General features: G+C 72.4%; 13 protein-coding genes. 5 read left to right on the top strand and 8 right to left on the bottom strand.

The features are described 5' to 3' along the window. The 5 genes from AB5J54_RS35660 to AB5J54_RS35640 are packed head-to-tail and all read right to left on the bottom strand — an operon-like array spanning position 1 to position 4847. Positions 1 to 1590 (bottom strand): molybdopterin-dependent oxidoreductase, encoded by a 1590-nt coding sequence (locus tag AB5J54_RS35660; RefSeq protein ID WP_369148068.1) that lies wholly within the window; start codon positions 1588 to 1590, stop codon positions 1 to 3. Between the two features lie 56 nt (positions 1591 to 1646). Further along, positions 1647 to 2549, bottom strand: a complete 903-nt coding sequence (locus AB5J54_RS35655; RefSeq protein WP_369148067.1) for an amino acid ABC transporter permease — start codon at positions 2547 to 2549, stop codon at positions 1647 to 1649. After that, a complete protein-coding gene (locus tag AB5J54_RS35650; protein ID WP_369148066.1) occupies positions 2546 to 3211 on the bottom strand; it encodes an amino acid ABC transporter permease in 666 nt (221 codons plus the stop codon). The genes AB5J54_RS35655 and AB5J54_RS35650 overlap by 4 nt, the downstream gene beginning before the upstream one ends. Before the next feature lie 10 nt (positions 3212 to 3221). Next, positions 3222 to 4064, bottom strand: coding sequence for a glutamate ABC transporter substrate-binding protein (locus AB5J54_RS35645; RefSeq protein ID WP_369148065.1), 843 nt, complete (start codon positions 4062 to 4064; stop codon positions 3222 to 3224). Between the two features lie 27 nt (positions 4065 to 4091). Beyond that, entirely contained in the window at positions 4092 to 4847 is a 756-nt protein-coding gene (locus AB5J54_RS35640; RefSeq protein ID WP_369148064.1) for an amino acid ABC transporter ATP-binding protein, read from the bottom strand. A gap of 216 nt (positions 4848 to 5063) precedes the next feature. On the opposite strand from AB5J54_RS35640, the gene AB5J54_RS35635 reads away from it, so the two are divergent. Together AB5J54_RS35635 and AB5J54_RS35630 are read left to right on the top strand one after the other, a co-directional pair. Next, complete coding sequence (locus AB5J54_RS35635) at positions 5064 to 5522, top strand: Crp/Fnr family transcriptional regulator (RefSeq protein ID WP_369148063.1); 459 nt, start codon at positions 5064 to 5066, stop codon at positions 5520 to 5522. A gap of 108 nt (positions 5523 to 5630) precedes the next feature. Continuing rightward, positions 5631 to 6986, top strand: coding sequence for a carboxyl transferase domain-containing protein (locus AB5J54_RS35630; RefSeq protein ID WP_369148062.1), 1356 nt, complete (start codon positions 5631 to 5633; stop codon positions 6984 to 6986). On the opposite strand, the gene AB5J54_RS35625 is transcribed toward AB5J54_RS35630, so the two are convergent. The 3 genes from AB5J54_RS35625 to AB5J54_RS35615 all read right to left on the bottom strand — a co-directional run bounded on the left by AB5J54_RS35625 (position 6980) and on the right by AB5J54_RS35615 (position 9410). After that, the gene (locus AB5J54_RS35625; RefSeq protein ID WP_369148061.1) at positions 6980 to 7306 is read right to left on the bottom strand and encodes a plasmid stabilization protein; all 327 of its coding nucleotides are present in this window, start codon (positions 7304 to 7306) and stop codon (positions 6980 to 6982) included. The genes AB5J54_RS35630 and AB5J54_RS35625 overlap by 7 nt on opposite strands. Positions 7307 to 7370: 64 nt before the next feature. Beyond that, positions 7371 to 7841, bottom strand: a complete 471-nt coding sequence (locus tag AB5J54_RS35620) for an ATP-binding protein (protein ID WP_369148060.1) — start codon at positions 7839 to 7841, stop codon at positions 7371 to 7373. A 354-nt stretch (positions 7842 to 8195) separates the two neighbouring features. Next, a complete protein-coding gene (locus AB5J54_RS35615; RefSeq protein ID WP_369148059.1) occupies positions 8196 to 9410 on the bottom strand; it encodes a serine hydrolase domain-containing protein in 1215 nt (404 codons plus the stop codon). A 184-nt stretch (positions 9411 to 9594) separates the two neighbouring features. Between AB5J54_RS35615 and AB5J54_RS35610 the strand changes: the two genes are divergently transcribed. The 3 genes from AB5J54_RS35610 (at position 9595) to AB5J54_RS35600 (ending at position 12168) form a co-directional block, all read left to right on the top strand. Further along, positions 9595 to 9981 carry a hypothetical protein gene (locus tag AB5J54_RS35610; RefSeq protein ID WP_369148058.1) on the top strand — a complete coding sequence of 129 codons (387 nt, stop codon included), beginning with the start codon at positions 9595 to 9597 and terminating at the stop codon, positions 9979 to 9981. Positions 9982 to 10076: 95 nt separating this feature from the next. After that, entirely contained in the window at positions 10077 to 11474 is a 1398-nt protein-coding gene (locus AB5J54_RS35605; RefSeq protein WP_369148057.1) for an MFS transporter, read from the top strand. Positions 11475 to 11631: 157 nt separating this feature from the next. After that, the gene (locus tag AB5J54_RS35600) at positions 11632 to 12168 is read left to right on the top strand and encodes an SgcJ/EcaC family oxidoreductase (protein ID WP_369148056.1); all 537 of its coding nucleotides are present in this window, start codon (positions 11632 to 11634) and stop codon (positions 12166 to 12168) included. Positions 12169 to 12236: the final 68 nt, after the last annotated feature.

Here is a 12236-nt window from a genome sequence, read left to right as displayed (position 1 = left end):
TCACCCGCCCTTGATGGTCACCTCGACCGAGTGCCACCCCTGGGCCCCGTCGGGCATGGTGTCGGTGCGGCGTTCGGGCTGGGTGGTGCCGGTGCCGTCGGTGGCGCGGACGGTGAGGGTGTGGCGGCCGGGGGTGGCGGCCCAGGGGTGGACCCACTGGCGCCAGGTGTCGCTGCTGTCGACGGCCGCGAGCCTGGCGTCCTGCCAGGGGCCGTCGTCGATCCGCACCTCGACCCGGCGGATGCCGCGGTGCTGGGCCCAGGCGACCCCGGCGACCATCACGGTGCCCGCGGCGGTGCGGCCCAGGCCGCGCGGGGTGTCGATGCGGGACTGCGTCTTGACCGGTGCCTGGGCGGCCCAGCCGCGCGGGACCCAGTAGGCGTCGTACGCGTCGAAGGTGGTGAGCTCGATCGACTCGATCCACTTGCAGGCGGAGACGTAGCCGTACAGGCCGGGGACGAGCATGCGGACGGGGAAGCCGTGGGTGAAGGGCAGGGGTTCGCCGTTCATCCCGAACGCGAGGAGGGCGTCGCGGCCGTCCATGACGGTCTCGACGGGGGTGCCGATGGTCATGCCGTCGACGGAGCGGGCGACCAGCTGGTCGGCGGGGCCTCCCTCGGAGGGCGGGCGGACGCCGGCCTCGCGGAGCAGGTCGGCGAGGCGGACACCGAGCCAGCGGGCGTTGCCGGCGTACGGGCCGCCGACCGGGTTGGAGACGCAGTTCAGGGTGATGTCCCGTTCCAGCACCGGCCGGGCCATCAGCTCCGGCAGGGTGACGGTGCGTTCCTCGCGGACTCCGCTGCCGTGGATGCGGAGGTGCCAGCGGTCGGCGTCGACCTTGGGGACGACGAGCGCGGTGTCGACGCGGTAGAAGTCGCGGTTGGGGGTGACGAAGGGGCTGATGCCGGGGACGTCGAGCTGCGCTCCGGCCGGCACGGCCGGAGCGGGGGACGTGGGTGGGGGCAGCCGCAGGGCCGCGCGGGAGGCGGCGGCGTTCTCCTGTACGGGGGTGCCGACGGAGCGGGCGAGGGCGGCGGCCCCGGTCACGGCCAGGCCGGTGGAGGCGGCGACGATCAGGAAGCCGCGCCGGTCCGCCTGAGCGGTTCCGGGCCTCGGGGTGAGGAGCCGTCCGATGAGGACGTACAGGAGGAGGGCGCCGGCGGCGGCTCCGACGAGGGAGGGCACGGCGTCCATGGCGGACTCGGAGTCGGGCCGGGTGACGGCGGCGAGGGCCCCGAGGACGCCGAAGGCGGCGACGGCCGCCGTGCCGAGCAGCCGGTGGCGCAGGGCGAGCAGCCCGACCGCGAGGGCGAGCACGGCGAGGAGGAGCAGGATGCCGAGCTGGAGGACGGTCTTGTCGCTCTCGCCGAAGACGCGGATCGCCCACTCCTTGAGGGCCGCCGGGGTGCGGTCGACGACGGCGCCGCCGACGGCCGCGACGGGGCCGGCCTCGGGGCGCACCCAGAAGGAGGCGAGGTCCGCGACGGCCAGGGAGACATAGGCCGAGACCAGTCCGCCGAGCGCGGCGAGGAGTCGGTCGGTGCGGGTGGGTTCGTGGAGCGGTCGCGGGGTCCTGATGGCGTCGTTCATGGTGGGTGTTTCGGCACGACGGGCCCCGCGGACGGGCTACGTCACCCATATGGGTCTCAGCGTTTCTCCGGGTGCTCGCCCGGTACCGCCAGGTCCTCCACCGCGTCGACGCCGACGACCGCTCCGGTGGACTTCTTGCCGCGCCGCAGTCGGCGTTCGAGCCAGGAGGCGAAGGTGGTGAGGGCGAAGTTGAGGGCGACGAAGATGACGGCGACGACGGTGAAGCAGGCGATGGTGTTGGCGCCGTAGTTGGCGCTCATCGGGCGTACGGAGGCGAGGAGTTCGGAGAAGCCGAGCATCGCGCCGCCGAGGGCGGTGTCCTTGACGATGACGACGAGCTGGCTGACGAGCGCGGGCAGCATGGCGGTGACGGACTGCGGCAGCAGCACGTACGTCATGGTCTGGCCCTTGCGCATGCCGATGGCCTTGGCCGCGTCGGTCTGGCCGGCGGGGAGGGCGAGGATGCCGGCGCGGACGACCTCGGCGAGTACGGAGGCGTTGTAGAGGACGAGGCCGGTGACGACGGCGTACAGGGGGCGGGTGTCCGGGCTGATCTCGGTGAACTCGGCGTAGGCGGCGTTCGCGAAGAGCATCAGGATCAGGACGGGGATGGCCCGGAAGAACTCGACGACGGTGCCGGCGACGGCGCGGACGGCGCGGTGGTCGGAGAGCCGCAGGATGCCGAGGAGCGCGCCCAGGGGCAGGGCGATGACCATGGCCAGTGCGGCGGCGATCACCGTGTTCTTCAGCGCGGGCAGGATGTACGTCTCCCAGACGCGGGCGTCGGTGAAGAAGGGCGCCCACTTGGACCATTCGAGCTGGTTCTTGGCGGCGAGGCTCGCCACGACCCACCACACCACGGCGGCGAGCGCGATCAGGAACAGCAGCGTCCAGAGGAGGTTGCGGCGCCGGGCGCGCGGGCCGGGGACGTCGTAGAGGACGGTGGGCTTGGTCTTCACCGTTTCACCGCCACCTTCTTGGCCACCCAGCCGAGCAGGAGCCCGGTGGGCAGGGTGAGGCAGAGGAAGCCGACGGCGAAGATCGCGGAGATGAGGATGAGCTGGGCCTCGTTCTCGATCATCTCCCGCATCAGCAGGGCCGCTTCGGCGACGCCGATGGTGGCGGCCACGGTGGTGTTCTTGGTGAGGGCGATGAGGACGTTGGCGAGGGGGCCGACGACGGAGCGGAAGGCCTGCGGGAGCACGATGAGGCGCAGGACCTGCGGGAAGTTGAGGCCGATGGCGCGGGCGGCCTCGACCTGGCCCAGGGGGACGGTGTTGATGCCGGAGCGGAGGGCCTCGCAGACGAAGGCGCTGGTGTAGGCGGTGAGGCCGAGGAGGGCCAGCCGGAAGTTGATGGTGGTGAACTTGTCGGCGCCGAGGCTGACCCCGAGGGTCTGGAAGAGGCCGAGCGAGGTGAAGACGATGATGACGGTGAGGGGGATGTTGCGGACGATGTTGACGTAGGCGGTGCCGAAGCCCCGCATGAGGGGGACGGGGCTGACGCGCATCGCGGCCAGCAGCGTCCCCCAGACGAGGGAGCCGATCGCGGCGTAGACGGTGAGCTGCACCGTCACCCAGAAGGCTCCGAGCAGGTCGTACCCCTGGAGGAAGTCGAACACGGCTGCCTGCTCACTGGACGACGACGCCGATCTTCGGGGCGGGCTCGTTCTTGTAACCGGCCGGACCGAAGTTCTTGTCGACCGCCGCCTGCCACGAGCCGTCGGCGACCATCTTCTCCAGGGCCGTGTTGATCTTGGCCTTGAGTTCGCTGCCCTTCTGGACGCCGATGCCGTAGTTCTCGTTGCTCATCTTGAAGCCGCCGAGCTTGAACTTGCCCTTGAACTCGGGCTGCGCGGCGTAACCGGCGAGGATCGAGTCGTCGGTGGTGACGGCGTCGATGACCCCGTTCTCCAGTCCGGTCAGGCACTCGGAGTAGCCGCCGTACTCCTGGAGCTGGGCGTCGGGGGCGATCTTGTCCTTGACGTTCTGCGCGGAGGTCGAGCCGGTGACCGAGCAGAGCTTCTTGTTGTTCAGGTCGGACGGCTTCTTGATCGAGTCGTCATCGGCCCGGATCAGGACGTCCTGGTGGGCCAGGAGGTACGGGCCCGCGAAGTCGACCTTCTCGGCCCGCTTGGGATTGATCGAGTACGAGGCCGCGATGAAGTCCACGTCGCCGCGCTGGAGCAGGGTCTCCCGGTCGGCGCTCTTGGCCTCCTTCCAGACGATGTCCTTCGGGTCGTGGCCGAGCTGCTTGGCGATGTACGTCGCCACGTCGACGTCGAAGCCGGTGTAGGTGCCGTCGGGGGTCTTCAGACCGATGCCGGGCTGGTCGAATTTGATGCCGACGGTGATCTTGTCGCCGTTGTCGCGGTGCGCGCCGGCCGCGCCGTTCGCGAATCCGGCGGAGGTGAAGGAGAGCACGACGGCCGCGGCGGCGGCGACGGTGGCCCTGCTGGTCCTGAGCGTGTTCATGGGGATCACCTCTGAGGGCTGAACAGGTCAGTGGTGGAGGATCTTGGACAGGAAGTCCTTGGCGCGCTCGCTGCGCGGGTTGCTGAAGAACTCGTCCGGGGAGGTCTCCTCGACGATCTTTCCGTCGGCCATGAAGACCACGCGGTTGGCGGCGGAGCGGGCGAATCCCATCTCGTGGGTGACGACCACCATCGTCATGCCGTCCCGGGCCAGTTGCTGCATGACCTCCAGAACCTCGTTGATCATCTCGGGGTCGAGCGCGGAGGTCGGCTCGTCGAAGAGCATCACCTTCGGATCCATGGCGAGGGCGCGGGCGATCGCCACACGCTGCTGCTGGCCTCCGGAGAGCTGGGCAGGGTACTTGTCGGCCTGGGAGGCGACGCCGACCCGGTCGAGGAGGGTGCGGGCCCTCCCCTCGGCCTTCTTCCGCTCCTTCTTGCGGACCTTGATCTGCCCGAGGGTCACATTGTCGAGGACGGTCTTGTGCGCGAAGAGGTTGAAGGACTGGAAGACCATGCCCACATCGGCCCGCAGGGCCGCCAGCTCGCGTCCCTCGGCGGGCAGCGGCCGCCCGTCGACGACGATCTCCCCCGCGTCGATGGTCTCCAGGCGGTTGATCGCCCGGCACAGCGTCGACTTCCCCGAGCCCGAAGGCCCGATGACGACGACGACCTCGCCGCGGTGGATCGTGAGGTCGATGGACTGGAGGACGTGCAGGGGGCCGAAGTGCTTGTCGACCCCGCGCAGCACGACGAGCTCGTCGCCGCCGTCCGGGACGGGCATGGCACCCTCCAGGGTCACGCCCCCGCTTGCCGCCCCCTCCTCACGTTCATGCTCCGCCCTCGGCCCGGCGCGCGCACTCCGGACGAAGGGTGTACGGAGGGTGGTCCCGGGACCACCCTGCGCGTCGGCACCCGGTCGGCCGGTCCGGACCCTGCACGTGGGGGCGGGCGGGCCCACACTGGGGGGTGGGAGCCGAGTGCGCGAGGAGGGTCCGCCATGACGAGAGCCGCGCCCAAGGTCAGCACGTTGCCCCCGGAGCACCGGGAGCGCCTGATGGCCTTCGCCGAGGACGTGTACTTCGAGTCCGGCCATCGGCTGTTCGAGGAGCAGCAGCACGCCGACCGGTTCTGGATCGTGAAGACGGGCGCGGTGACCCTCGACGCGAAGGTGCCGGGCCGTGGGGCGCCCGTGATCGAGACCCTGCGCCACGGGGAGCTGGTCGGCCTTTCCTGGCTGTTCCCGCCGTACCTGTGCCAGTCGGGGGCCGAGGCGATGACCCCGGTGCGGGCGTACGAGTTCGACGCCCCGGCCGTCCGGTCGATGTGCCACTCGGACCCGGAGTTCGGCTCCGCGGTCGTCTTCTGGGTGGGGGCGATCCTCGCCCACCGTCTCCATGTGACCCGGGTCCGGCTCCTGGACCTGTACGCACCGCACGGGAGCGGCATCCTGGCCTGACGGGCACCTCGCCTCCGTACCGCCCGGCAGCCGGCTACCGGGCGGTACGGTGGACGCAGCACCGCACCATCCCGTACGCACACTCCGGCGAGGAGCGGCGAGGCCCGCATGAGCGACCCGACGACGGCACGCGAGGCGATCGCCCTCGTCACCGACGACTTCAGCGAACTCCCCTTCGCGGAAGGTCCTTTGACCGGCGACGGACCCATCGGCTGGCCCGGCTACGCGGCCGCCCACGCGCGCGCCGCCGACCGCACCGGCGAGACCGAGTCGGTGGTCTGCGGCACGGCCGTGGTGGGCGGGGTGGAGGCGGTACTGATCTCCTTCGAGTTCCGCTTCCTCGGCGGGTCCCTCGGCGAGCGGACGGGTGCGCGGGCGGCCGCCGCCCACGCGCTGGCCCGGGCGCGCCGACTGCCCGTGGTGGTCCTGCCGGCCACCGGCGGCAGCCGGATGCACGAGGGCATGCGCGCCCTCCTCCAACTCCAGTACCTGGCCCGCGAGTCCGAGCTCACCCGGGCGGCGGGTCTGCCCCGGATCGCCGTCCTGCGGGATCCGACGACGGGTGGCGGCTGGGCCACGCTGGGCGCCGGCTCCGATGTCGTCCTGGCCCTGCCCGGCGCGCAGGTCGGCTTCGCCGGCTCCCGCGTACGGCCGCCGGACGCGGACCCGGCCGCGTACACCGCGGAGGGGCAGCTCGCCCACGGTCACCTCGACGCGATCGTGCCGCCCGCCGCGCTGCGCGAGACCCTCGGACGCTGGCTCTCGCTGCTCGTCCGCCCCGCAGAGGGCCCGGTGGCGCCGCCGTACGCGCTCGGCGACCCGGGCGTGCCGCCCGCCGCGAGCGGCCGGGAGGCCGTGGCGCGGGCCCGGCACCCCGACCGGCCCCGGGCCGACGCGTACCTCGACGCCCACTTCACCCTGCGCGAGGAGATCTCCGGTGACCGCTGCGGGGGCGTCGACCCGGGGATGCGGTGCGGCTTCGGGCGGCTCCCCGACGGCCGTACCGTCGCCTACGCGGCGCAGTGCGGCACCGCGACCCGCCCTGCGGGCTTCCGCACGGCGGCCCGCCTCGTGCGTCTGGCCGACCGCCTCGGCATCCCGGTGCTCACCCTGATCGACACCCCCGGCGCGGCGAACGACCCGGCGGCGGAGCGTGCGGGCGCGGGCCCGGCCATCGCCGAGCTGTTCGGCGCCGTCGCCGCCGCCCGTACCCCGCTCACCTCACTGCTCATCGGCGAGGGCGGCTCGGGCGGTGCTCTCGCCCTCGCCGCCCCGGGCAACACCTGGGCCACGCCCGACAGTTACTTCTCCGTGATCGCGCCCGAACTGGCCACCGCGATCCTCAAACAGGCCCCCGGCGAGGCGGCCACCACGGCCGACCGACTCCGTCTGCGCCCCCAGGACCTGGTGGACCTGGGCGTCGTCCGGGGCGTCGTGGAAGGAGCGTCCGAGGCTCCTCACTGACCGCCCAGGGCCCGCTTCAGCTCGGCCTTGTCCATCGAGGAACGGCCGTGGATGTTGCGGCGCTGGGCCTCGGCGTACAACTGGTCGTACGTGGGCCCCTCCGAGCCGCTGTGCGAGCGCTTCCCGCCGCGACGCGAGGAGGACATGTCCTGCGTCGAGCTCTTGCTCGCGGTCTTCGACTCGCCGGACCGCGCCCGCTCCTTGTTCACCGTGCGCGCGGCGATCTCCTCCGCCCGCTTCGTGCTCTCGCCCCGGTCCAGGGCGCTCTCCTTGATGTGCTCGTACTGCCGTTCCCGCTTGGCGTTCGATCCGCGCGGCATGATCCGCTCCTCTCCGTCGGAGACGACTGCCCCCACGTGCGGCGGCTGCCCGCCCCGGTGCGATCTAATCCGGCCGCCCCGTCGCCCTTCCGGGCGGGCCGCTGACCTCCAGCCACACCACCTTGCCCACGGCCCCCGGGGCCTTGTCCCGGCTGCCCCAGTCGCCGGCCAGCCGGTCCAGGACCATCAGTCCGTGCCCGCCGGGCAGCGCGGGAGACCGGGCCGCCCGTACGCGCGGATGCTCCGGGCTGGCGTCGGACACCTCCACGCGCAGTCGGCCGTCCCCGTGCCGCAGGACGAACTCCTCCGGGCCTCCGGCGTGCAGACACGCGTTGGTGACGACCTCCGACACCAACAGCAGGACGTCCTCCACCCGCTCCTCCGCCTCCTCGCCGTCCGCCGGGAGCCACCCCCAGTCGGCCAGGGCCTCCGCCGTGAAGTCACGGCAGCGCGAGACGACCCCGCGGGTCCCGTGCAGCACGAGCCTGCGGACCTGGTGCGGGGGCCGGGCGTCGCCGTCGTCACCGCCTCCCACTCGCCCACCTCCTCCCACCCAGTCTCGGACACGCGGCCACGATCGACCTCCGCTGGGCGGTGCCCCGCTGCCCGTGTGGGCAATCGTCCCGCTGGGGCGATGGGGGTCCCCCCTGCTCGAGCGAAGCCGAGAGCTTGGGGGAGGGTGGGCACACGGGACGGGCGCGCTCAGCGGCGCCTCCGCGTTCCGAGCCTGGACCCGCACCCAATGCGCGGCGCACGACGTGGTGCGGGTTCAAGCTCGGAAGCCTCGGGCGCCGGCAAGGGCGCCGTTCCGTTGTGCCCACCCGTTCCGCCCTGGGGGCACCTCCCGGACGAAGTCTGGGGGAGGAACGCATGCCCACAACGGGGGGGGCTAGCGCGGTTGGATGCCGCCCGCGTAGACGTGGTCCGGGGTCACGATCGACGTGATCGCCCGGGCCAGGAGCGTGGAGGGTTCCTGGCCCTGGCTGAGGCTGTCCGTGTTGATCATGACGACCAGCGTGGCGTCCCGCTCCGGCAGGTACACCGTCACCGTCTCGTACCCCGGGATCGACCCGTTGTGCCCGATCCAGCCGTTCGCGTCGAAGATGCCGAGGCCGTAGCTGAGGCCGGGAAAGCCCGTCGGCAGCGTCCGCAGACGCTGCGCCTGCGTCTCGCGGCTCAGCAGCTCCCCGGTGGCGAGGATCTTCGCCCAGCGCCGCAGGTCGTGCTGGTCGGAGATCATCGCCCCGGCCGCCCAGGCCCAGCTGGGGTTCCAGTCCGTGCTGTCCACGGTCGCGCCGTCGAGCGTCTGGTTCGTGTAGCCGCGGGGGTGCGGCTCGGGGAACTCGGGCCCGGTCGGGAGGAGTGTGTGGCGCAAATGGGCCGGCCGGAGCACCCGGTTGCGGAGGAACCGTTCGAGTGGCTGGCCACTGACCTTCTCGACCACCAGGCCGAGCAGGACGAGGTTCGAGTTCGAGTACTCGAACTTCGCGCCCGGCTTGAAGGTGTTCTTGTGCTTGAAGCCGTACGCGAGCGCCTCCTCCGGGCTGAAGTAGCGCTCCGGCTCGCTGAGCAGGTCGTGGATGAAGCCGGGGTCCGAGGTGTACGGGAAGAGGCCGCTGCGCATCTCGGCGAGGTGGCGCAGGGTGATCCGGTGGCCGTTGGGCACGCCGTGGACGTACCGGGCGATGGGGTCGTCGAGGCGGATGCGGTGGTCGTCGACGAGCTTCAGGAGCGCGGTGACCGTGAAGGTCTTGGTCTCGCTGCCGATGCGGATGTAGCCCTCGGTGGTCATCGGCTCGCCGGTGACCTTGTTCGCGACGCCGGTCGCGCGGACGTAGCTGCCCCGGCCCGGCATCCAGAGGCCGACGGCGACCCCGGGGATGCCGGCCTGCTTGCGAACGTCCTCGATGGCCTTGTCGAGCCGGGCGGTGAGTTCGGGGCCGAGTCCGTCCGGCGGGCAGTCGTCCTCGCCGTGCCGCTGGGCGCCGACGGCCGCCGCGGTCACGGCGTGGACGGCGGTGGCGGGCGTCGCCGTCATCGGGGCCAGCACCGACGCCACGAGCAGCGTCGCGGCGAACAGCCGTCGGGAGGGGATACGTCGCATGTGGGGGGCGCCTCTTCCGGGTCACGAGAGCTTCGGGAGGGCCACATCACCACCGGAGGCCGGGGCGGCGGCCCGCCCCTCCCGTACGGGGGCGGCGAGTCCACCCGTACGGGGCCACGCGCGTAACCGGGACGGCCCAGGCGCCGGATAATGACAGCCCCGACACCATGGAGACGAAGGACCGATGACGCTCAACGAGGGCCGGCGCGTGCGGCTGACGGTGGATCTGCGGCTGGCCGGGCAGGTCGTCCCGGCGGGCGGGGCCGACCCCGAGGCGGGAGCCGGTTTCCTGGCGCTGGCCGCCGGTGCCGAGGGCACGGTCGAGCGGGTGGACGAGGACCGGCCGCAGAGCCAGGAGGTCCGCGAGTACGAGCGCCTCAAATCCCTCCTGGACGACTTCGGCCACCAGATGCCCCCGGGCAGCAGGCGGCAACTGGAGGAGCAGGTCGAGTCGCTGGCACCCGCGTGGACCGCGTACCAGGAACGGAAGCTGCGCCTGACGGTCCGCGTCCGCTTCGACAACGGATTCGTCCTCGACGACGCCCCCGGAGATCTCTTCGCCTCCGCCTGAGCGCGGCTTTTTGCGGTCTTCGCAAAATTCTTTGCCACTCCCCTTCCCCGGTCCGAGTCTGGACGGCGTCCGGTCCCGTCGAAGGGGGAACTCACGTGCTCACCACATCCCGGCCCGCTCCGCCACCCGCCCCGCTGAGCGCACGCCGCCGCTGGACGGTGCTCGCGGTCTGCGCGCTCAGCATGTTCCTGGTGGGTGTCGACGCCACCATCGTCAATGTGGGGCTGCCGGAGATCGGCCGCGGCCTGGACGTGGGCACCCATGGCCTGGAGTGGGTCGTCGACGCCTACACCGTGGTCATGGCGAGTCTCCTCATCGTCTCCGGCGCCCTCGCCGACCGCCTCGGGCGCCGCCGGGTCTTCCGGACCGGGCTGGTCGTCTTCGGCCTGGCCTCCCTCGTGTGCGCCCTCGCCCCGTCCCTCGGCGTGCTCGTCGCCGCGCGGGCCGTCCAGGGGATCGGGGCCTCGATGCTGAGTCCGGTGGCGCTGGCGATCGTGGTGAACGCGATGCCCGACCCCCGCGAGCGGGCCCGTGCGATCGGCGTGTGGGCCTCGGTGTTCGGGCTGAGCATGGCGGCGGGCCCGGTCACCGGCGGTGCGCTCATCGCCGCGTTCGGCTGGCGTTCGGTCTTCTGGTTCAACGCTCCGGTGGTGGTTCTCGCCCTGGTCCTGGTCGCCCTGTTCGTGCCGGAGTCCCGCGGGGAGCGCGCCCGTCGCCTCGACCTGCCGGGTCAGGTGCTCCTCACCGTCGCGCTCTGTCTGACGGTCGGTCTCCTCATCGAAGGCCCCCGCATCGGCTGGACCTCGCCCGCGGCCCTCGCCGGATACGTGCTCACCGCGGCGGCCACCGCCGGCTTCGTACGCGTCGAACTCCGGCGCGACGAGCCTCTGATGGACCTCGGGCTGTTCCGCCGGCCGCCGTTCGTCACGGCGGTGCTCGGCGCGACGGCGGTCTTCGTCGCCCTCAACGTGACCCTGCTCATGAGCACCCTCTACCTCCAGGAGGCGCGCGGCTGGACGCCGCTCGCCGCCGGCGCCGCGACCCTGCCCATGGCGCTCGGGGCGACGGTCTGCGCGCCCTGGTCCGGGGTCCTGGTGGGCAGGGTCGGGCCCCGGCGTCCGCTGCTCCTCGCGGGCGGGTTCACCGCCGCCGGTGGTCTGTGCCTGGTGGGCCTGGACGGGGACACGGGCGTCCCGCTGATCCTGCTCGCGTTCCTGCTGATCGGCATCGGCTTCGGCTTCGCCAACGCCCCTCTGACGAACACCGCGGTCGGCGGTCTGCCGCCGTCCCGGGCCGGGGTGGCGGGCGCGATCACGTCCACCTCGCGCCAGGTCGGCGTGGCGGTCGGCATCGCCGTCGCCGGCGGCCTGGTCGCGGGCGCGGAGCCGACAGCTCTCGCCGCCGCGACCCGGCCGGGATGGCTGATCGTGTCGGCGTGCGGGCTCTTCCTGCTCCTCGTGGCGCGTACGGCGGGGGCGCGCGGCCGAGGCTGACGGCGCACGGCGGAGGCCCGAGGCCGAGGCTGCTTTTCCCGAGTCTTGGCCGGGCGCTTGACGTCCGCTGTACGGGGGCTGGATGGCGCGCGGCGAGAGTGGCAGGGCCCGAACGCAGCGGCGTCCGGGTCCCGTTCACTCGCAGCAGGAGCCTCTGATGAAGCGCACGCCCCGTACCCGCGCCGTCCTCGCCGGCGGTCTCGCCGTCGCCGCCCTCGGCACCCTCGTCGCCGGGGTCGGCGTGGCGCAGGCCGATGAGGAGGACCACCGGCAGGTCAGGGCCGGTGCGAAGGACCAGCGGCGCGGCAAGGCCACCGAGCGGGAGATCGCCGGTCTCTTCGACCGGTGGAACGCGGCGCTGCGCTCCGGCGACCCGGAGCGGGTCACCGACCTGTACGCCGAGGACGCCGTCCTGCTGCCGACGGCCTCTCCGCGGATCCGCACCGACCACGCGGAGATAGCCGACTACTTCGCGCACTTCCTGCAGAAGAAGCCGAGGGGCGAGAAGATCCGTACGGAGATCAACATCCTCGACGCGGACTCGGCGATCGACGCCGGCCTCTACCGCCTCCACCTCACCGACCCGAAGACCGGTGTCACCAAGCCGGTCGACGCCCGCTACACCTACGTGTACGAGAAGCGCGACGGCCGGTGGCTGATCGTCAACCACCACTCCTCGGTGCTCCCGGTCTAGGGCCTGTCTGACGATTCGCGCCGGATCAGGCCGGGTCGTCCGGTGCGTGCGATCGCCGTGCGGCCGGG

Origin of the sequence: Streptomyces sp. R44, assembly GCF_041053105.1 — a bacterium.
Classification (GTDB): domain Bacteria; phylum Actinomycetota; class Actinomycetes; order Streptomycetales; family Streptomycetaceae; genus Streptomyces.
This window is presented reverse-complemented; position numbering and strand designations above follow the sequence as displayed.